Origin of the sequence: Desulfosporosinus sp. FKA (assembly GCF_002196785.1) — a bacterium.
In the GTDB taxonomy this organism is placed as follows: domain Bacteria; phylum Bacillota; class Desulfitobacteriia; order Desulfitobacteriales; family Desulfitobacteriaceae; genus Desulfosporosinus; species Desulfosporosinus acididurans.
Window position 1 is genome coordinate 1 of sequence record NZ_NAHZ01000016.1, and the last position, 22,979, is coordinate 22,979.

The 22,979-nt window shown below is 38.0% G+C and carries 14 protein-coding genes and 1 pseudogene; 5 read left to right on the top strand and 10 right to left on the bottom strand.

Translation table 11 applies throughout. The features are described from left to right. Nucleotides 1-69 precede the first annotated feature (69 nt). From B5771_RS04565 to B5771_RS04580, 4 genes are read left to right on the top strand one after another with little or no spacing between them, the layout of a single operon-like run. Nucleotides 70-345 (top strand): hypothetical protein, encoded by a 276-nt coding sequence (locus tag B5771_RS04565; protein ID WP_242966733.1) that lies wholly within the window; start codon nucleotides 70-72, stop codon nucleotides 343-345. A gap of 14 nt (nucleotides 346-359) precedes the next feature. Next, nucleotides 360-1,079, top strand: coding sequence for a DUF4391 domain-containing protein (locus B5771_RS04570; protein ID WP_088186491.1), 720 nt, complete (start codon nucleotides 360-362; stop codon nucleotides 1,077-1,079). Between the two features lie 56 nt (nucleotides 1,080-1,135). Then, complete coding sequence (locus B5771_RS04575; RefSeq protein WP_088186492.1) at nucleotides 1,136-3,061, top strand: site-specific DNA-methyltransferase; 1,926 nt, start codon at nucleotides 1,136-1,138, stop codon at nucleotides 3,059-3,061. Between the two features lie 18 nt (nucleotides 3,062-3,079). After that, the gene (locus tag B5771_RS04580) at nucleotides 3,080-6,046 is read left to right on the top strand and encodes a DEAD/DEAH box helicase family protein (RefSeq protein ID WP_088186493.1); all 2,967 of its coding nucleotides are present in this window, start codon (nucleotides 3,080-3,082) and stop codon (nucleotides 6,044-6,046) included. 266 nt (nucleotides 6,047-6,312) lie between these two features. Here the strand turns inward: B5771_RS04580 and B5771_RS04585 are convergent, their stop codons facing one another. Beyond that, a complete protein-coding gene (locus B5771_RS04585; protein ID WP_088186494.1) occupies nucleotides 6,313-6,522 on the bottom strand; it encodes a helix-turn-helix transcriptional regulator in 210 nt (69 codons plus the stop codon). Between the two features lie 113 nt (nucleotides 6,523-6,635). On the opposite strand from B5771_RS04585, the gene B5771_RS04590 reads away from it, so the two are divergent. Beyond that, nucleotides 6,636-7,403: a ParA family protein gene (locus B5771_RS04590; RefSeq protein WP_088186495.1), complete on the top strand. Its 768-nt coding sequence runs from the start codon at nucleotides 6,636-6,638 to the stop codon at nucleotides 7,401-7,403. 190 nt (nucleotides 7,404-7,593) lie between these two features. On the opposite strand, the gene B5771_RS04595 is transcribed toward B5771_RS04590, so the two are convergent. The 9 genes and pseudogenes from B5771_RS04595 to B5771_RS04630 form a co-directional block, all read right to left on the bottom strand. Next, entirely contained in the window at nucleotides 7,594-10,659 is a 3,066-nt protein-coding gene (locus B5771_RS04595; RefSeq protein WP_088186496.1) for an SIR2 family protein, read from the bottom strand. Nucleotides 10,660-11,047: 388 nt separating this feature from the next. After that, a complete protein-coding gene (gene ligA / locus B5771_RS04600) occupies nucleotides 11,048-13,021 on the bottom strand; it encodes an NAD-dependent DNA ligase LigA (protein WP_088186497.1) in 1,974 nt (657 codons plus the stop codon). 152 nt (nucleotides 13,022-13,173) lie between these two features. Further along, nucleotides 13,174-15,042 (bottom strand): annotated as a pseudogene (gene ligA / locus B5771_RS04605) (NAD-dependent DNA ligase LigA); the annotation flags it as partial. 152 nt (nucleotides 15,043-15,194) lie between these two features. Further along, the gene (locus B5771_RS04610) at nucleotides 15,195-16,130 is read right to left on the bottom strand and encodes a putative manganese-dependent inorganic diphosphatase (RefSeq protein ID WP_088186498.1); all 936 of its coding nucleotides are present in this window, start codon (nucleotides 16,128-16,130) and stop codon (nucleotides 15,195-15,197) included. Between the two features lie 37 nt (nucleotides 16,131-16,167). Then, nucleotides 16,168-18,429, bottom strand: coding sequence for a DNA helicase PcrA (gene pcrA / locus B5771_RS04615; protein ID WP_088186499.1), 2,262 nt, complete (start codon nucleotides 18,427-18,429; stop codon nucleotides 16,168-16,170). A 373-nt stretch (nucleotides 18,430-18,802) separates the two neighbouring features. Beyond that, a complete protein-coding gene (locus B5771_RS04620) occupies nucleotides 18,803-20,635 on the bottom strand; it encodes an ASKHA domain-containing protein (protein WP_088186500.1) in 1,833 nt (610 codons plus the stop codon). 35 nt (nucleotides 20,636-20,670) lie between these two features. Then, nucleotides 20,671-20,844, bottom strand: a complete 174-nt coding sequence (locus B5771_RS24160) for a hypothetical protein (RefSeq protein ID WP_172408158.1) — start codon at nucleotides 20,842-20,844, stop codon at nucleotides 20,671-20,673. Between the two features lie 19 nt (nucleotides 20,845-20,863). Next, nucleotides 20,864-22,036: a uroporphyrinogen decarboxylase family protein gene (locus B5771_RS04625; protein WP_088186501.1), complete on the bottom strand. Its 1,173-nt coding sequence runs from the start codon at nucleotides 22,034-22,036 to the stop codon at nucleotides 20,864-20,866. 272 nt (nucleotides 22,037-22,308) lie between these two features. After that, complete coding sequence (locus B5771_RS04630; protein ID WP_088186502.1) at nucleotides 22,309-22,962, bottom strand: cobalamin-dependent protein; 654 nt, start codon at nucleotides 22,960-22,962, stop codon at nucleotides 22,309-22,311. Nucleotides 22,963-22,979 lie beyond the last annotated feature (17 nt).

Sequence of the window (22,979 nt, forward strand, 5' to 3'; positions counted from 1 at the left end):
TTTCATTCTCCTCCCAGATATCCTTTCTCTATGTAATTGCTACTGACTGAGAAAGGATATCTTTTTATTGTGAGGGGGTCAATATTCAATGAAAGAGTGGGGTCAGGTTTCAGTATAAATCAATACCTTACAGAACTGGTTAGTCAGTTTAACCACGAAACTGATGACGGCCACAATATGAAACATTATTCTAATTTGTTGGAAACTGCTATCGAAGAACTAATTGGCAAGAAGCAAGAGATTGGTGTATCAAGTCTGTTCAGTCGTGGCGGAACAACCCTTCAGAAATCATTGTTTGATGGAATTGAAGATTTTGAATTAGTGACATTTCTAGTTTTGAGATAAAGGGAGTGGTTAAAATGGAGCTTTATAAGAAATTGAATATTCCTATTGATTGTAAAATTGATAAGACAATTTTTAAGAAGCTCTTTTATGAGAACGCTTCATTATCTTCATCGGATAAAGAACTGTTTACAGATGTTATTGATAAAGTTACTTGGCAATACTGCCTTAACTTAGAAAAGCTCAATGTTCCAAGCTACAAAGATGATGAGCGAGAGTATCTTGAAATTGAAATAATTGAAGTTGCTTTGTTAGCAGAAAAAAGCCTACGCCGTATTGCTGAGATTATCATGCGGACAATTCCGTACCCGATGTTGCTGTTTTTTCGATATGATAAAAAATATCAAATATGGGTAGCCCACCAAAAATTTAGCCTTGCTGACAGTTCCAAAATTACTTTAGAAGAGTTTACACAAACTGACTGGATTGATGAGTCGAGCACCCTTTGGGATAATCTAAACTTAAAGAATATGCGACACAGTAATTATTTTGCAATGTATTCCGATATGGTGGATGCAATCTATGTATTTAATGCTAAGAGACTTGCAGGTCAAGATAAAGAAATTTCAGGTCAGGAAGCTAAAGAACTATTAGAGCAAATTGCAGTGATAGATAGTCAAATTGCTTCAATGCGAGCAAGTTTGAAGAAGGAAACGCTGTTTAACCGAAAAATGGAATTTAATATCAGAATCAAGAACTTGGAGAAAAAGAAACAGGAAATGATTGGGAATAATTAATGTTAATGTATTGAATTAACTAGCTTCTAAATAACTAATGTATAAGGAGTATTACGATGACTGAATTAAATGGTAAAACCCCTGATGTTGCCTTTGAAAATATTAAGAAGCTCAAGTCTATTTTCCCTGATGTATTTTCGGAAGGAAAGATTAATTTTGACAAACTGAAACAAGTTCTTGGAGAATATTTGGATGATGAAAAAGAAAGATACAATTTTAGCTGGAATGGTAAAGGTAAGGCACTGAGATTATCACAAACTCCTTCTATGGGTACACTGCGTCCTTGTAAAGAAGAAAGCAAGGATTGGGATACGACCCAGAATCTTTACATAGAAGGCGACAACCTTGAAGTATTAAAACTTCTTCAGAAAACCTACTATAACAAAATAAAAATGATATATATTGACCCCCCATATAACACTGGAGGAGATTTTGTATATACCGACAATTTTACAGACAGTATCGAGAATTATAAAAAGATTACTGGTCAAAAAGATGAAAGTGGTAATTATATAACAACCAATAGCGAGTCAAATGGAAGGTATCATACAAATTGGCTTAATATGATGTACCCACGTATAAGACTCGCAAGAAACTTACTTACTGATAACGGGGTAATATTCATTAGCATCGATGATAATGAAGTGGATAATCTTAAGAAAATTTGTAATGAGGTGTTTGGAGAAGATAATTTTCTGGCATGCATATCAAATATTAATAATCCAAAAGGACGTTCCGATGATAAATACTTTGCTACTGCTCATGAATATATACTCGTGTATAAAAAATATGATACACGCATTGGTGGATTTGAACCAGAAGAAAATGTTCTGAAAAGATATAATAAGGTAGACAATAATGGTAAAAAGTACCGCCATATTGATTTGAGAAAAACGGGAGATAGTGATAAAAGAGAAGATAGACCTAAAATGTTTTACTATTTCATGTTTAACGAGAATACTGGTGACTTCTATCCAACTTATGATGAAGATGCCCCCGAAGGATATATTAAGATTTTCCCAACGAGAGATGATGGGAGCTATGGTAGATGGAGATTAGGTATTGAAACGGCCAAGGAAAGAATAGAATATCTAACTCCTAACTACATGGCAATAAAGAACAAATGGACAATAGTAGAAAAAGATTATTTGTCAGATGATTTAAAAGTAAAGCCCACTACTGTGTGGAATTTTAAGGATGTTAATAGTGAGCGGGGAACAGAACAATTTATTGATTTAAATTTTGATAAAACAGTTTTTCCAAGACCCAAACCATTAGGTACAATCAATAGAATACTAAAAATATCAACAAAAGATGATGATATAGTTCTTGATTTTTTCTCAGGTTCAGCCTCTACCGCTCATGCGATAATGCAACTAAATAACGAAGATTTTGGTAAGCGTAGGTTTATCATGGTACAGTTACCAGAACTTGTTGATGAAAAAGATGAAGCTTATAAAGCAGGATATAAAAACATTTGTGAAATAGGCAAAGAACGCATCCGCCGTGCTGGTGATAAACTCAAAGGGGAAGCGGGGTTGATGGCAGATGAACTGGATATAGGGTTTAAAGTTTTTAAATTAGATTATTCCAATCTTAAAAAGTGGAACCCTGATTATGATAATCTAGAACTTTCACTTCTGGATATAGTTAGTAATTATGTGGACGACCGTACAGAAGAAGATGTGGTCTATGAAATTATGCTCAAGATGGGACTCGACCTCACATATCCTATTGAAGAAACAACAATCGCTGGCAAAAAGATTTATTCTATTGGCTTCGGTGCATTAATGATATGCTTGGACGATGATATCACAACCGATGTCGCAAATGGTATGGTCATAATAAAAAATGAAGTACAGCCTGAAACATGGAAGGTCGTATTCAAAGATAATGGGTTTGCAAGCGATAGCGTTAAAACAAATGTCAAAGAAATTTTAAAATGTGCAGGTCTTGAGGAAGACGCATTTACAACGGTGTAAAGGAGGAATAGCTATAATATGAAACTGCAATTTGATGCCAACTTACAATATCAAGAGCAAGCTATTGCCTCTGTTGTTAACCTTTTTCATGGACAAACACCAAAACAGGCAAACTTTACCGTTTCAGAATATGCGGGTCAGATGGGATGGTTTGAATCAGAACATGGTATTGGAAATAAGCTTGAATTGGATGAAGAAGATATATTGCTTAATCTTCAAGAAGTTCAGCTTCGTAATGGCCTTGCTCAGACTAAGTCACTTTCAAAAGGAAAGTATGACTTCGATATTGAAATGGAAACAGGTACAGGTAAAACCTATGTTTATTTAAGAAGTATCCTTGAGTTAAACAAGGCTTATGGCTTTTCGAAATTTATTATTGTTGTACCGAGCATCGCAATTAAAGAAGGTGTTTATAAATCATTACAAATTACCAAGGAGCACTTTTCCACTCTTTATGACAATACTGTATATGACTATTTCGTATATGATAGTAGCAAACTGGAACAGGTTCGTAGTTTTGCCGTAAATGGCCATATTTCCATTATGGTTATTAACATTGATGCATTTCGTAAAAGTTTCGATAACCCTGAACTGGAAAATAAGGCAAATATTATTCATCGTAGCAATGATAAACTGAATGGTATGAAGCCCATTGAGCTGATTAAAGAAACAAATCCTATCGTTATTATTGATGAACCTCAGTCGGTCGATACAACTCCTAAGTCCAAGGAAGCTATTGCTTCCCTAAATCCCCTTTGTACACTCCGCTATTCTGCAACTCATGTGGACAAGCACAATCTTATCTATAAGCTGGACGCAGTGGATAGTTTTGATATGGAGTTGGTAAAGCAAATTGAGGTTGCAAGCTTTGCATCCATCGATAATCACAATAACCCATATATGCTTCTTAAGTCGGTTGATAACAAGAAATCGCCAATTAGGGCTAAGGTTGAAATTGATGTCAATAACAAAGGTAAAGTAACAAGAAAGACTGTAACCGTAAAGCAGGGTGATGACCTTTCAGAAAAATTATCAGGTTATCGTGAAATATATGAAGGATATATTGTGGATGAAATCTACTGTGAAAAAGGTAATGAATATGTCAGCTTTACAAGCAAGCCTGAAGTTCTTCGTATGGGTGAAGCTGTAGGCGATATTGATGACCTTGCCATTAAAGAACAACAGATAAGAAAGACGATTGAAGAACACTTAAACAAGGAACTCATATTGAACCCCAAAGGTATTAAAGTGCTGAGTCTTTTCTTCATTGACCGTGTAGCCAATTATCGTTACTACGACAAGGATGGAAAGCCTCAAAAGGGCATTTACGCTCAATTGTTCGAGAAAAACTATCGTGAGCTTATTCAGCGTCCGAAATACCATAATTTATTTAAAGATATTGATGTTGAAACCGTTGTAGAGGATGTTCATAATGGCTATTTCTCAGCAGATAAAAAAGGTGTATTAAAAGACACGAATGGAACGACGGCCGCAGATGAGGATGCTTATAACCTTATTATGAAAGACAAGGAGAGTTTACTCTCCTTCGACACAAAACTTCGTTTTATTTTTTCGCATTCTGCTCTCCGTGAAGGTTGGGATAACCCGAATGTATTCCAAATTTGTACGCTTAACGAAACTAGAAGCGAAGTCAAAAAGCGTCAGGAAATTGGTCGAGGGCTTCGACTTTGTGTTAATCAAGATGGTGAACGCCAGCATGGATTTACCATAAATACACTTACCGTCATGGCAAATGAAAGCTATGATGAATTTGCGACTAAATTACAAAAAGAATATGAATCTGAAGAGGGTATTCGTTTTGGTGTGTTGGAAACACATACCTTTGCTAATATCTCTGTGAAGCAATCAGATGGCACATACAATTATCTTGGCATAGAGAAGTCAGAGCTTATTTACAAGGCATTTGAACGTAAGGGATATATAGATGATAAGGGACAAGTTCAGGATAGCCTTAAAAAGGCTTTGAAGGAAAATACTATAGAAGTCCCTACTGAAGTTGCCAACAGCAAGTCTGCCATTATTGCACTTTGCAAGAAAATTAGTGGTAATCTCAATATCAAGCCTGCGAATGATAAAAGAACAATTTCGCTTAATAAGAATGTTTATATCAGTCCCGACTTTAAGGAACTCTGGGAGCGTATCAAATTTAAAACGACATATGCCGTTGATTTCGACAGCGATGCTCTTATTGAGAAATGTTGTGATGAAATGATACGAACTCTTAATATAGCTTCTGCTAAGCTTATTTATTCTAAAGCTAAGGTTTGTGTAACCGCAGGTGGAGTTGATGCTATAGAAACTGCACATATAACTGTGATGGCTTCAGGAATTAAAGAAACCCTTCCTGATATCATCACATATTTACAGAACAAAACAAATCTTACTAGAAAGACTATTGTTGAAATTCTTATCAAGAGCAAAACTCTTGACCTATTCAAGAAGAATCCTCAACGCTATATGGAAGATATAGCAAGGATTATAACGTCCAACATGAGATTGATGATTATAGATGGAATCAAATATACTAAACTTGGAGATACCGAATTTTATGCTCAGGAGTTATTTGATACAAAGGAATTAACGGGTTATCTAGAACGCAACATGTTTCCGTCCGAAAAGTCAGTTTATGAGTGTGTTGTTTACGATAGTGATAATGAAGAAAGGTTTGCACGTAGTTTAGAAGCGAACGATAATGTAAAGCTTTATGCTAAATTACCCGATTGGTTTAAGATTCCTACACCCCTCGGCTCATATAATCCAGATTGGGCAGTTTTAATTGAGGTTGAAGGAGAAAAGAAGTTATACTTCGTGATTGAAACTAAGGCAAATATTTTATTCGAATCGCTTCGCCCAACAGAAAGTGCAAAAATTGCATGTGGGCATAAACATTTTGAAGCACTAGGAGAGTCTATAGTTTTTGATGAGACTGACGACCTTAAAAAGTTTATGGAAAAGTATGCTTAAAATATTTATATATTAGTTTCAACATGTGATTTAGATTTAATTAAGAAACCAATTACTAAAGCACTACATCAAGAAACGCGTTACAGAGAAACTTCGGTCTCTTAACGCGTTTTTCTTATTAATTGCGTTTCAATAACTACTGCTTTTTGATACTGCAGAAAAGAACGGAGTATTTTATTCCGTTCTTGTTAATGGTTATTTTTTCCATAATATCTAGTATTGCGCATATTACTGGTTTATAATAAATAGTGACTTATAATCTACATTCAATTAAAGAAATCTTTCAGACTTATATTTAATGCTTTTGTTATTTTTTCTAGATTAACAATCGAGATGTTTCTTCTCCCATTCTCCACGCTATTAATATATGTTCTGTCAAGATTAGAACAGTGTGCTAATTCTTCCTGTGTCAAATTACGGATTTTTCTAAGTGTTTTAACTTTTTCTCCAACTACAACTCTAATATCCAATATCATCACTCCGATAATTTAGTCTATTCGGAATGATGACTATATATCAACGGACTATAAGTCACATAAATCCATATCGACTTTAATTATAAATTATTTTTAGTATTGGAGGGTTTATCATGCCAACAATATCAATTTCTTCACATTGTGGAGGTGTCGGAAGAACTACAACAGTAGCAAATATTTCACCAGTTTTCGCAAGTCTGGGATATAAGGTGCTGGCAATAGATTTTTCTAGTCAACCAAATTTAAAAAATCATGTAGGCACTTTGGTGAATTTTCGTAGCGATAAAACTATTGATAATGTTTTGAGAAAAGAATTAAATATTGAAAAAGCTATCGTTAGTACAAGGTTTGGATTTGACTTTTTAGGATGCTCATGGTATCTCAATTCAAACAAATATATTAATTATCATAATGAAGCTAGCAATATACTTAAAGAAGCTCTTGAATCAATAAAAGAGTATTATGACTATATTTTTATTGACCTTCCAGCTCGCCCGACTTTCATTGATGATTGTGGCTTGGCCGCATCAGACTTTGTTTTAATACCTATAAATAGTAGTTGTACATCAAAAATTGGACTAGAAAGTGCAGTGAACTCTGTATATACACTTAATAAGAAGTTTAGTTCCAATATAACAATTTTGGGTTCGTTTGTTTCAAAAAAACCCTTGACTAAACTAGATAAAGAATTACTTAGGAATTCTGTCGAGTATGCTATTGATAAAAAAATTGAAGTTCTTGAACCTTACATAAATAAGTCTGTAATCTTTGAAGAGGAGGGTCTATACGGAGTACCAACTACTGTTCTCAACAAAAACCATAAAGTAGCCAAAGAGTATATGGATTTAGCTTTGAATATTAATAGACGTCTAAAGACCTAATAACTTACTCATTGTTGCTATAAGCTAAATATACAAAATCAGCAGATACTATAAATCTGCCGATTTTGTTCTGTAACCAATAGATTATTTTTGCCGACTCCCGTCTAGCGTCTTTACCAACATTGGTTAATCGAAATTTTTGATACTCCTGTATTACGACCATCATTCTTTTAAGGTGTATTACCCATTATTAACTAAAATATTTGAAGAAATTTCTTATTTGCTCTTTACTTAGTGACTTATTAATTAAAGATGATATAGCTTTATTTCTAATCTGGCCCCTTGCTTTCGGTATTCTCGAAATATTCTCCAATATTTTAGGATTAAGCGTAATTAACCAATTTAAATCAAACTTTTTCTTATAATCAAATTCATTAATATCTATTAATAAATCAAATATATTACAATATCCTTTGAATAATTTGCATTTGCCTGTTTCTAAAATTTTTTGAGAAAATAGTAAGTTCGAGACATTCAATAGTTTTGATTCTAAAGGGTCTGGAAAAGCCTTTATTGATTGATTTTTTTTATTTATCTCTTGCTCAATTACCTCCCATATTTTTTCTTCAAATATTGAATTAGGTAATATAATATCATTTATACACGATGTAATATAGATATTGAAATCAAAATCATTATTTAATTCATAATTTATCAAATCGGATATTTCCCTTTTCTGGTTTGCATTAACGGCTTTATATATTGGAATTAACATCTTTATGATAAGTGTATATTTACGCGAATGATGAGAGCAGTTTTTAATATTATTTATAAAATTGCTGAATAATTTGTCATCTTTAATAATGTTTATTTTAATTTTCAGGTTCCGCAATAATAAATCAATGTAATTTTCCTGCGTTAAAGATTCTAACTCAAATCCACTCTCAGAATTATTAAAATTAAAATCAAGAGTTTTTTTAATAAACATGCTTACTAAATGCCTAATTGCAATATCAAAAGTATACTTTAAGTTATTACTGCTCAATTTAATCTGGTTATATATAAAATAATTAATATAAGAATAAGTCTTACTGTTTATTGGTCTAGTAAGTAGTATTTCACTTAAAGCTGGAATTACATTTTTTATTTCATTTTCCTTTAAATCTAAATGGGCTATAAAAATTAAATAAGTGTTTAAAAATTCTCTCAAATAAGTATTATATTCTAGGTCTTTATAACTAGCTGTAATATTTCTTAAAATTTCTATTATATTAATTTCCTTATCGTACCGAATATGGTTTATATCAAACTCCCTAATATACTCCAATAATACTTCTGGCTTAATAAATGTTATTATAATATTAATATCGATTAAATCAAACTGATGTTCCTCTATATTAAAGCCAATACCTTGGAAAAAACTATCATTCTGGGGGTCTGGTTTATTTTCTGTGTATGTGCTTAATAATGAGTAAATATAATTCTTAAAATAATCTTCAATTTCTCTATAGTGTGTTATGGCCAGATAGTTCGTATGGGTAAGAAGCCAAAATTCTTTAGCTTCTTGAATAAATTTATTTACCGATGTTGAATTAGGATTTCCAGCAAATAAAGTCTGCGTATCCTTTGTTGCTTGTTCTCTAAGTTCTTTCGCTTTGTTCAGTCGCTCAAATATAAAATTGTTATCAAACTTTAATGATTGCATATTACCTATGCTTTGTCTTTCCTTTTTAGATAATGCGGAATATACTATATCCATATTTAAAGTTGAACTTTCATATTCTTTTATTAACATTTCTAGCTCTTCAATGAATACTGTTTCGCCTAAATTATTTGGGATAAAAGGATAAAGAGAATTATTTTTTACTCTTTTTAGGATTTTAATTATATTGCTTTTATTATATTCGCTAATATAACAAGCTAAGTAATCCCTGTCTTTATATGAATCTCGCGATATTTCTTTCAACATTTTAAAAGCTGTCATATATCTTCCAGTAAGATAATTACAATAAAACTTAAACAAACTATTAAAATATTTATTATTATGGATATTATATGTTTTAAAATTTTGCTGTGCAATTAAATTCAGATTTCGATAATCCATTCTGAGAACATTAATTAAGATTTCATTTTCCTCTTTATAAGTTTTCCTAAATGTATATGACAGTTCTTCAGTAATATTCTTTTCTAGAGGTAAACTGAATAGCGATATTTTATTTATGTTACCTTTCAAGAACGTCTTTGATATATATTCGAACATTTCTTTTTGAATTATATCTTTTTTCTCCTTTTCTTTCAAAGAACAATCAATATCTTTAAGTTTTTGAACGAATTCTTTGACTTTATTTCCACTAATCTGAAAAGTTCCATCATAATTGCTACTAATATAATCACATTCCAATCTGCTAAATAAATCATTAGACTGAATAAAATTTAAGTCTTTAAATATCTGCATCTTTTTGTAGTATAATTCTAAAACTTCAGTTGGTTCATCATTACAATTTTGTAAATAACTTAATATTTTCGTAAGGTTTTTACCGTGAGTACTTCTAATCCCGCAACCATCAGCTTCATAATCAGATGGAATTGACTTTATATCAATTATATTAAATCCCATATTGTAATAATAATTTTCTTCATACTGATTTTTCGAATTATCACTTGAGTTTATTATATAGCCCTTTTGAAAGTGCATACCTAAAATATCTTTAACACTATTAATAATGAGTTTCAAATCATAGTCCCCTAAAGAATAACCCACAAAGAGTACAGTATGATTTACAAATAAAGATTTAATAAAAGTTTCTATGAGTCTAAAGTTTTTTTCGTATGATAAATAATCTTCTTCTTTTAATACGATATTCTTTTTTTCTAAATCTCCATGCATCTTTATCAACAATTTCCCATTAGGCGTATATGGCAAATCTTTATCTTCAGAAACAACATCATATAGAAGCCCTTGCTTCTCCATTTCTTGTTCTAATAAATTATCATAATTTGTTGTAATAATATGTTGAGGAGATAATCTGAAAATCAACTCATGTATTTTATTAGGTTCGTAGTTTTTGTTGAATACTTTAAAAATAATATCGTAATAGTCTTTAAATCCTCGCATGTTAAAATAATATTGAGGAATTTTCAAATATTCATCAGATGATATTTTATGGCTTTTATCCATTTCTAAAGCATCTCGATATTCCTCTATAAGTTTTTTCCAATCAGGTAATCCAGAATTTGCCGAAACCCCTGCCCCGACAAATATAACTAATTTATTATTATCGATAGCTTCGCTTATTTTTCTTAGATTTTCATTCATTCTATCCCTCTTATCTGTAATTCAATAATGTAAAATTATTCCTCAATAATTATACCACTTAGACTATAATTCATCCTAGATAATTATTCTAACTTTTCTAGCTCACCGAGAAACAGCTTTATCACACGAACGGAGTATTTATTATTTCGATTTCGAATGTCTGGCTTTTACGAGTTTACTTCCAGCATTTTCTCCAGTAAAAGCAAATGAAGCCTTCATAGATACGCTTATAGAAACTTAATTCCCCAAATAAAAAATCAGCAGATACTATAAATCTGCTGATTTTAAGCCTAAAACCTATATTATCTTTTCTTTTCAGCTAATAAAACTTAATCTCTTATTGATTAGATTTATAATATAATAACCGACTCCAAATATTTGAGAAATATCATCTAAGCATTTCCTTGAATTCATCTTCTGAGATAATTGTTAATCCTAGAACTTTTGCTTTTTCCAGTTTAGAGCCTGCGTTTTCACCTACGATTAGATAATCCAATTTTTTTGATATTCCTGTAATACGGCCGCCATTCTTTTCTATAAGAGCCTCAGCTTCTTTTCTTCCTATAGTAGAAAGTGTACCTGTAATACAGAAGGATTTCCCATCTAATGCATTCTTTGTATTAAAATCTGTATGTACTTCCATGTTTACTCCAGATTCAATTAAGTCATTAATAATTGCTTCATTTATAGGATTTGCAAAGAAATTAACAATAGACTTTGCTGTAATTTCTCCAACATCTTGAACAGTTGTCAGCTCTTCAACGGTTGCTTTTGAAAGTACTCGAATACTGGAATAATGTCTCATAATCTCTTTAGCTGTAGATTTACCAACATTATTGATTCCTAAACCTGTAAGTAACTTCACAGGGTCATTAGCCTTGGAACTTTCGATTGCCTGAAGAATTTTATCAGTATTTTTATCTTTTCCGATAAGACCCTTTTCTACCAATTCATTACGATACTCTTTTAAATGGTAGATATCAGCATAGTTATGAAGATAACCTTTATCGACTAATGTCTGGACATATGTTTCTCCTAAAGCCTTAATATCCATAGCATTCCTGCTAGTAAAAAATGAAATTGAACGTACCAACGTAGCAGGGCAAGAAGGATTTACACACTTAGTATCGGACATACCTTCTTCTCGAACTACTGCTTGTTTGCATACTGGGCATTCGTCTGGAATCTTATAGACTATCTTAGGCGGTTTTACCACTTCTTTTAATGCAGGGATGATTTCTCCAGATTTATAAATCAAATATGAACCACCTATACCTACCTGTTTTTCATCAATGAAATCTTGGTTGTGAAGTGTTACTCTTTGTACGGTAGTCCCACATAATCTAACAGGCTTTAAAACACCAGTAACAGTAATCTTACCAGTGCGTCCAACAGCAACATCAACACCAATAAGCTCCGTCTCTTTTTCCTCTGGAGGATACTTGTAAGCTATATGACCTGGAGAATACTTACTTCCTGCGGGAAAATCTGCTCTGTAAACCGTCTGTTCCAGTTTCACTACAGCTCCATCAATATCATAATCAAGAAAGCCTCTAGATTCACCGATATTTACGATTTCCTTTATGACTTCATCTTCTGTGGAACAAAGTTTGTGATATACAACCTTTACGCCCTTAGAAGCCAATAAATCTAAGCCTTTTGTATGATTAGCCGTGAAATCATCTGAACCGTCCTGTACGTTGAATACAAACATTTTTAGGCGACGTTCTTTAGTTATATCAGGGTCTAACTGTCTTAACGTTCCCACCGATAGGTTTCTTGGATTGGCCGCAAGCGGCTTACCAAGTTTCTCTTGCTTTTCGTTATATCTTTCAAAATCATCATGGCTCATATAAACTTCGCCTCTGATTTCAAGATATCCTGGAACATCGATTTCCTGTAAAATATCTGGAATAACAATGCTGTTCAGGGTAACATCTTCACCTACAAAGCCATCTCCACGTGTTTCAGCAAGCGTCAGCTTGCCATTCTCATAACGAAGTGTCATTGATAATCCATCAATCTTACGTTCAACAGCGAATAGAGCATCTGGATGTACCTTTTTGACTTTTCTTACCCATTCAAGGACTTCTTCATAAGTGAACACATCCTGTATAGATAGCATCGGCACTCTGTGAGTAACAGTCACTCCAGCTTGACGCTTAACTTTACCGCCAACCTTCTTTGTAGGTGTATCAGCCACAATCCATTCTGGATGTTCGGCTTCAATCTCCTTAAGTTCCTTGTTCAACATATCAAATTCATAGTCTGAAATATCAGAACCATTTTCTTCGTGATATTGCTTATTATATTTTGTAACAAGAGTCACTAATTCGTAATATCTTTCAATCGTTTTTAGCATAGTATACTTTCTCCATTTCTCTATTTTAAACAAAAGTCACCATTAATAAGGTATATATTTTGTTTATTTTGTTTACTACCACCTAGTATTAAACAAAAGTCTCTAATACCCTTATTCTCTATATTATCTCAACAATAACACAGCTCATGACTTTTGTTTAAGAAAGTATACTTATTACCGCCATGATCTTCAATAACTTTTTCAATCTCCCGTCGGTCCCAGCGTTCTAAAGAACCCGTGACAACGATACTTTTGCCGGCAAAAATTTGCGGTTTTGATGCCATTTCAGCCGTCATGTCAACTCCGGCCCGGCTCAATTTTTCAATAAAGAGCTTTGTACTCTCCAAACTAAAAAAATAAACGAGGTTTTCTGCCATAGTCGGACCGATGTCAGGGATTTCTTGTAATTCCTCCAAAGACGCATGCATAAGCTGCTCCATTGACCCGAATCTCTGAGCCAGAACTTTGCCTGCCTTTTCTCCCGTATGACGAATTCCCAGGGCGAAAAGCAAAGGTCCCAAGCCCCTGGTCTTGCTTTCCTGAATGGCCTTTAAGAGGTTTTCGGCCGATTTCTTGCCCATCCGCTCAAGCAGGATGAGCTCTTCGAAGGTTAAGGAATATAGATCTGCCGCATCGGATATCAGATTGGCATCGAGCAGCTGTTGAATCACCGCAGGCCCCAGACCATCGATGGCCATGGCATCACGAGAGACGAAGTGAATAATTCCCTCCCGTTGCCTTGCCGGACAGGTGATACTTTGACAGCGATAGGCTACTTCACCTTCATCTTGGCGGACAGGGCTCTGACATTCCGGACAATAGTCCGGCATGGCAAAGATCCTTTCTTCTCCCGTTCGTTTCTCCGGCAGCATCCTTACGACTTCAGGGATAACATCACCGGCCTTTTGCAGCAGAACATGATCACCGATGCGAATATCTTTCTGGCGAATGTTGTCGAGATTATGAAGAGTCGCCCGGCTTACCGTAGAACCAGCAACTAAAACAGGTCTCAGGACTGCCGTAGGCGTTAAAACTCCCGTTCGGCCGACACGAATGAGAATATCTTCGACCACCGTTTCTACTTGTTCCGCAGGAAATTTATAAGCAATTGCCCAACGGGGACTTTTGGCCGTAAAGCCCAATTCTTGTTGAACGGCAAAGTCATTCACTTTAATAACAAGTCCATCGATATCATAAGAGAACCCGTGACGTTCCGAGGACATTTTTTCACAATAAGCAATAACTTCTTCGATGGTCTGAAAAATTTTATATTCCGGATTAACAACAAACCCTTGTTCTTTTAAAAACGCAAGGACTTCCCTTTGGTTATGTAAGCCCAGCTCATTTGCTCCTAACACCTGATAGGCAAAATAGTCCAGCTTCCGCTGAGCCGTTATTTTGGAGTTTAATTGGCGCAGAGATCCAGCAGCAGCATTACGGGGATTAGCGAACGTTGACAGCCCTTCCTCCTCCCGTTCCTGATTCAGACGGGCAAAAGAGGCCTTAGGCATATATCCTTCTCCCCGGACGCTTAGCCCTGGCACCTCGTCCTTTAAGCGCAAGGGGATAGATTTAACCGTCTTAACATTGGCGGTAATATCCTCACCCACTTCACCATCACCGCGAGTTGCCCCCACCGCCAGCAGACCGTTCTCGTAGGTAAGAGCAACAGTTAAACCATCAATCTTAAGTTCCACCACATAGTCAACAGACGATGTCACTTGACGCACCCTGCGGTCAAACTCCCTCAGGTCTTCTGCGGAAAAGGCATTATCTAAACTAAGGAGAGGTTCCAAATGACGTACTTTAGAGTACTCTTTGGCAACCTCTCCCCCGACTCGTATAGTTGGAGAATCGGGAGTAACCCAGTCCGGATGTTTCGCTTCTAGGCTCAGCAATTCGCGCATGAGGGCATCATAGTCCGCATCAGTCATGGTGGGTTGATCCAGCAGGTAGTACTGCTTATTCGCAGCCTCTATCTCTTCCCTCAGCCATCTCATACGCTCGAATTCATCCTGCACCAAAATTTCCTCCCGTCTCCTTATGTTGCTTTATATTTATCCTATTTTTAAGGCCCCCACTTCTATAAGTGGGGGTAGGTCCTTCGTAAACTTCAGGTGGGGTAGAGTCCCCATCTGAAGCCCCGAAGTTCAGCTTTAGCTGAACGAGTTCACTAGTTTGCTGAAAAATAAGTTGTCATTGGCGGAACAACTTGTTTTTTACGGGACAGAACACCAGGAAGCTCAACGCTGCCATTCACGAGTTCTTTACCGAAAGCTTTAGCGACTTCTTCCGGCTTATCCCCTTTAACGATCAATTCGGTATAGTCACTTAAAATATCAGTAACCATTAAGCAGATATAACGCAGGCCTTGAGCAACACGATAGTCTTCAAGTCCTTTATTTAAGTTTGCCCGCACGTCTTCAAATCCATCCATACCCATCAAGCTGACTTGACCGACACCAATCTTGTTGGATCCCATGGTGAAGGCTTTAAAGTCTTCTTCAATCATGCTTTGCGGGGTACGCTCAGCGATATTGGAACCGGCTTTGAACATTTCAACACCAAAAGTTTTAGGATCAACGCCGGCAATAGCTGCCAGTTCAGCAGCAATAACTTTATCCGACTCAGTGCAGGTCGGGGATTTAAAAATAACCGTATCGGAAAGAATCGCAGACAGTAAGATACCAGCGATAGCTTTTTCAGGCACTAAACCTTTTTCCTTGAAAGCTTGAGCAACAATGGAGCAGGTGGAGCCAACAGGTTCGATCCGTACATAAAGAGGCTCAGCGGTTTGGAATCCGCCAACTTTGTGGTGGTCAACGATTTGTACAAGCTGAGCTTGATCTGCACCTGCAACAGCTTGACCATATTCATTGTGGTCTACAAGGATAAGTTTTTGTTTAGCTTCAACAGACCCTAAAACTTCAGGAACTGCAACTCCATAATAGTTGAGAACAAACTCGGTCTCTTTATTGATTTTACCTGCTGTAGCAGGAACACAATTTTCAGCGCCGGTAAGTTCTTTTAAACGAGCTAAAGCAATTGCAGAGCAAACTGAATCTGTATCTGGGTTTTTATGACCAACAATATAAATCTTATCCATTATAACACCTAAACCTTTCTCTTTAAAATTTCAAATGCATTTAGAGCTTCGTTAGTTTGGCATATTCCGCCAGGAGTTTTCTAATTCCAATTCCACCGTCAAATACAATTGTCAATTCTGCTTGATTTCCTTCACCCTTGATTGAGACAATAATTCCTCGTCCGAATTTTGCATGCTCAACCTTTTCTCCTACGTGATGAGCCTCACCTCCTTTAATGACGACCGGGCTGCCAAAATCTTTCTCCCAGGTGCCGGACCCCAGAGGGGTTCTTCGATCCGGCTTGCCCTCCTGTCTCTGAAACGCTTTGGGTGAAGTATTTGAACGCAGTTTAGGCGGATCGAGTGGATCGATATCCGTCATTAGTTCTGACGGAATCTCCTCTAAAAACCGCGAAGGTGGATTATATTGGGTTTTGCCATAAAGCATACGCATCTCTGAATTACACAAGTAAAGTTTTTCACGTGCCCGTGTGATAGCTACATAACAGAGTCTCCTCTCTTCCTCCAATTCAGAGGGATCAAGAAAGGACCGGCCGCTGGGAAAAATCCCCTCTTCCATACCGACGACGAAAACGACAGGATATTCCAGGCCTTTGGCACTGTGCATCGTCATTAAGGCAATGGATTCTTCTGTTGGATCCAGCTCATCAATATCCGCAACCAAAGACACTTGTTCTAAAAAGCCGCTGACTCCGCCGAGGCTCTGCTCCGCTTCTCCGTCGGCCTCAGCTTGAACAGCCTTCTCATCAAACTCCGTCGTAACCGACAGAAACTCCAACAAGTTTTCCAAACGGGCCTCGGCCTCCGGTGAATTATCTGCTTCAAGAATGCCTTGGTAGCCAGTCTTGTTCAAAATTTCCTTAACTAAATCAGTCACCGTGGCATTTTGGGAAAACTCAACTAACCCTTGCATTAAATGGGCAAATGCCAGTAAGGGTTTCTTAGCCCGAGCCGTTAATTCCGGAATATAATCTGCTTCCAGAATCGCGTCAAGAACGGGCATTCCTTGTTCAGTGGCATATTCTAAAATTTTCTCCAAGGTACTTTCTCCTAAGCCCCGTTTGGGAACATTAAGTACCCGGGCAAAGCTGACTTGGTCTGAAGGGTTATAGATAACCCTTAGATAGGCCAGCATATCTTTAATCTCTAAGCGCTGATAAAATTTCAAGCCTGAAAAAATCCGGTAGGGCAAAGCCGCTTTCATCAGCTGTTCTTCCAAGATCCGAGATTGAGCATTCGTACGGTAAAGAATTGTAAAATCACTGTAGGGACGACCTTCCAGTTCATGCAAACGCTGAATCCGTTCCACCACATATCTTGCTTCATCCCGTTCATCATTGCTGACATAACAAACGATAGGCTGCCCTTCCGAATTCTCTGTCCAGAGAGATTTTTCCTTACGTCCTTCATTATTCCTGACAACAGCATTAGCAGCATCAAGAATTTTTTGAGTAGACCGATAATTCTGTTCGAGCTTAATGACTTTAGCTTCGGGATAATCCCGCTCAAAATCAAGGATATTTTGAATATCAGCCCCGCGCCATCGGTAAACGGACTGGTCATCATCCCCTACCACACAGAGATTGCGATAGCGACTGGCCAGCAGCTTTACCAGCACATATTGGGCATGATTTGTATCCTGATATTCATCAACCATAATATAGCGGAATTTCTCCTGATAATAGTCCAAAACCCTCTCATTTTCTCGGAACAGCTTAACGGTAAGCATAATAATATCATCAAAATCAAGGGCATTATTCGTCCGCAGTTTTTTCTGATAATCCCGGTACAGATCAACGACTTTACTCTGAAAATAATCGCTGGCCTGGCTGGCAAATCCTTCAGGGTCGAGGAGTTTATTTTTAGCATCGCTGATCACTGCAGCGACACTGCGCGGAGAAAATTTCTTTTCATCCAGATTCTTTTCCTTCAAGCATCCTTTGATCAAGGCCAATTGATCCCCAGCATCATAAATGACAAAATTTCGGGTATAGCCGGGCATATGCTCAATATCCCGCCGCAGAATGCGTACACAAGCTGAGTGGAAGGTGCTGACCCAAAGTCCCCGACCCTCACTGCCCACGAGGGCAGTCACTCGATCCCGCATCTCTTTAGCTGCTTTATTCGTAAACGTAATCGCTAAGATATCACCCGGTTCAATGCCCCGGGCAATTAAGTGAGCAATTCGGTAAGTAAGCACCCGAGTCTTCCCTGATCCTGCACCGGCCAGAATAAGAAGCGGCCCTTCCTGATGCTCAGCAGCTTCTCTTTGTACTGAATTCAAATCGTCTAACCGATACATTAACCACTCCACCTCACTTCTTGTACATATTATAACATACTGTTCTCCTGACTGTTGCTTGATTTCAAAAGGGCAGTTCCCTTAAGAGGACTCATTATAATTTTTTTCTATATCAAGTAGTAATGATTGTTATAATGAAACTCTCATTGCGGACCGTTTATTCCAGTATTTTGCAGCATATTGTCCCTTGCTGGAAAAATTGACTGGAATATTCCTGCCTTTTAGCCATATATTGCTCATTCCCCCTATTCTCACTTGCAAATTCCCGCAAAGCAACATAAATAAGGTTAATGGAGACATATTTTGTTCCATTAACCTTACTAGTTTTTTCGATTCTCTTGGAATAGATCGGACCAAGCTTTTGAAGCTGCGATCAAAAAACCCCCTCAAAAGCGAGACCTTTCAAAAATTCGTCCTGAAATTCCTTCTTATTGGAAAGCTCAATATGCTCTGCTTGTTTAGCCATTGTCTCAGCCCGTCTTCGCTCCTCAAGGGAAAGCAAGGCCATTTTGGCTCCATCGCCGGCAGCATTGCCAATAGAATGAATTTTTTCCAAGGGCAATGGCGGCAATAACCCGATTCCCAGAGCACTTTCTTTCTTAATATAATTGCCAAAAGCCCCTGCCAGGAGCACCCGGTCAATCTCTAAAGGAGTAATTCCCATTTCTCTGACAAGAAGCGTGATCCCCGCGCTGATTGCCCCTTTGGCCAATTGCAATGCTCGAATATCCTTTTGGGAAAGAACAATATCCTCATCGCTGGCCGTATCGCATCCCCAAGCAAGTACAAACTCGTTCGTCCGTTCACCTTTTCGCAATCTCTCGCGTACCCGCGGAGGCAATTGTTCCAGTTCTTCCGGTTCACTAGCATAACGTCCCGAAGAAGTAATAACCCCGGCCTTAAACATTTCGGCGATGGCATCAATCAGACCGGATCCGCAGATACCCCGAGCTTTTCCTTCCCCGATAATCTTTAATTCCACATCCGCAGTTATGGTTACACCTTCGATCGCACCTTCTGCAGCCCGCATTCCATAACGGATTTCCGCTCCTTCGAAGGCCGGACCGGCTGCCGTTGAACAGGTTAGAATCCTGCCCTTACCGCTGAGGACCATCTCGCCGTTTGTTCCAATATCAACAATGAGGCTGAATCCATCTAAACGATCGGCTCCTGCTGCTAACATAACTCCCACAGTATCCGATCCCACATAACCGGCCACATTCGGCAAGACTACGACTCGCCCGGCAGCAAGAATATTAAGACCCAGCTCTTGTGCTTCAACATCAACCATTTGCTGAAAAACTGGGATAAAAGGGGCAGGAGCTAAATAGGTGGGATCAATACCCAAAAACAGATGGACCATTGTTGTGTTGCCGACAACCACAGCCTGATAGATTTCTTCTGGGGGAATTATGTTTTCCTGACACAGCTTAGCAATGATTTTATTAAGTCCGCCCATCACTTTCTTTTGAACTTCTTGCAATTTCTCAGAACCACCCGCCGCATATGTTATACGCGAGATAACATCGGCTCCGTAAATCTGCTGCGGATTTGTCATGGCAGCGCTGTCAACGACGACACCCTGAATTATATCCAGAAGGTAGACGACTACCGTCGTGGTGCCGATATCGACAGCGATACCATAGCCGTGGCTTGAGGTATCATGGGGTTCTACAGCTATCAGTCTGTTGCCATCCATCACTGCGGTAATCTGAAAGCCACTATCGCGCAATACTTTTGCCAAGGTTGCCGCAGCGAAACGGCTAAAATAGATGGTTTTCGTTCCTGGTAAAGAAGAAACTAAGCGATCCCAATCGGACATTTGATCCTCAACCGTTGGCCGCGAAAGTTTGAGGGGATGCTTCGTTATACTGGGACCCAAAGCAATTTGCTGCAGCTCGGCAAAATCTGTCTTCCGCTGATAAACGTCTTTCTGTTCTTCAAGATGAAGCACTGCATTCTGTGTAAGAGTATGTTGGCAGGCCAGGACCCAGCCGGCCTCCAATTCTGAAACAGTTAAAAACTTCTTTTCAGCCAACGTGGGAGAATAAGGGGTATCGGTCTTGACTTGAACTTTACATTTCCCGCAGGTTCCCTTACCTCCGCAGTTGCTCTCAACTTGTCTCCCGGCTAAGCCAATTGCTTGTAAAATGGTTGTTCCAGCCTCAACTTGAACAACTTTGTTCGAAAACTTGATGTCAAGCATCTCTGTCACTCCTTCAGGAACTATTTTTGTCTAGGTTAACGTTGGACCCAAAACCAAATAAAATTGTAGGCAAAGTCATCTAATTTCTCCCATTCTTTTTTGACAATTTCCTCATTTCCAGGAAAATCTCCAAGTTCTTCAAGTTTTAATTCCCAAGGCACACAAACGCCCGGCTTGGGGTTAATAAGTGTTTTGTCCTTATCTGACATTGATTTTCCCTCCTATCTTCTAATAAACACCGAATTCCCGGGCAGCTTCGATCATGGCGATGAGATTTTCCTGTTTAGCATCTCCCATGATGATCCCGCCGGAATCCAAAATAAACCCGCCGTCACAGCCTAATTCGTCCATAGATCTTTTAACCTGCTCCCGAACCTTTTCCGGAGTTCCATAGGTTAACAGGGTCGTAGGGACACCACCCTGCAGACAGAACCTGCCGCCCAAAATTTCTTTGGCTTTCTTAGCATCTGTCGTATCAATTTGAAAGATAATACTTTTCTCAGGCAATTCGGCAATTTTCTCCAGATACGGAGTCCAATCACCTTCGGCATAAAATAACATCCGTTTGCCTTTGGCCCACAAACCTTCAATCGTCGCTTTCAAGGAAGGCCAGTAAAACGTTTTCCATTGATGGGGATTAAGGAAAGGATACGCGCCGCGATGCAGAGGGGCAAAGCAGGGGAACCGGGTATCTGCTCCGGTACCGGCCAGACCACAATTAACGTTATGGGGAATTATGGCCTCACAAGCGGCTAATACCTTCTCCGGACGGCGGTGCAGGTCCAGAAGAATTCCTTTCATACCTCTCAGAGCATCCCCCAGAGTATCGAAAGGGGCTTTCGTAAATCCGGTTCCCTGCCCGACAATTCCCTGTTCTTTGGTCCATTTTTCGTAAGCAGCTGCCGTTATGCTTCCGGACATCGCAAAAGCGGCTGCCCCTTTGATGAGAGCGATCGTTGAGCGATATGATCCCGGATTGGCTAGTTCAGTACTTATGTTAGGCAAAAAATGATTAACGAGCCATTCCGTCGGGCTGGCGGTAAATTCATCATAATCATCGGCCTTCATATATTCTTCTTCATTGTATTGAAAGGTTGAGTTTTCATCGACACCGATACCAGGGAATTTATACAATTTCGAACCCATAGCATCAAACATCGGCGGCCACCACAAACATGGCCCACCCTTAAAAATGTCAAAATCTAAGCCCGGCAGCATTTCCGAGACGATTGAGTTACTTTTATCAAGATCATAATAAATTTCCTCGAAGGTCGTTCCTTTATATTTGACAACCCACTCCCCGACACCGAAGGCAACGGGAACCATATCCGGTTGTCCGCAATCCATAGCAGTAATGTAACGATCTAAGCGTTGTTGATAAAGGGTTCCCTTATCGTTCATCGTCTCTTATCCCCCTTCCTCTTAAAAACAGCCGAGTCCATATCGGAAGCCCTAAAATAGATTAACCCTACATACAAAACGGTATTGGCACCATTGTAGTAGGGATATTAATGGTTTCATGACATATTCCTATAGTTAACTCTTTTGGCAATTTTCAGAGTAATCATTTTTGTCTGGAATGTATAGAACAGTTAGTTTGTTGAAATATTATCACACCTCATTAACAGGGTCAACTAAGCATTTGGAAGATTTACACAAAAAAAGATTCGGTCTCATGATTGCGAGACCGAACCCTTTTCGGTTCCTAAAACATTACGGTAGATCTTTAAGGCTTCTGTTACATCGTTAGCGTAAAAATCTGCCCCCGTGTATTCTTTGACCTGCTGATTAACCGGATATCCACCGACCACAACTTTCACTTGATCTCTGAGTCCTGCATCAATGAGCAGATCCACAACCTTTTTGATCGATCCTACGCAAAAGGATAGCAAAACACTGATTCCTAAGATAGCGGCCTTTGTTTCGCTCACTGCCTGAACAAATCTCTCGGGCGTCACATCAACACCCAAGTCGGTCACTTCATAACCGGAAGAACGCAAAAGATAAATAATTATATTCTTACCCAAATCATGAATATCGCCTTCAATGGTACCCATGACGATCGGTTGCAATCCCTTATTGGAACCCTTGGCGGGGATATGCGGTTCCAAAATTCTCATAACTTCTTTAAGAATCTCTTCGGACATGATAAGATCCGATAAAAAGTAATCGCTGTCACTGTACTTTTCCCCGACTATTTCCACACCCTGCCGGCAGCTCTCAATGATATCTACAGCGCTGCAGCCGGCCTGGATTCTTTCGTTTACCAGCCTTAACGTCTTTTCTTCATCAAGATTTGCCATCGCTATTTGTAGTTCGTCTTCCACCTTATGAACCCCCAATT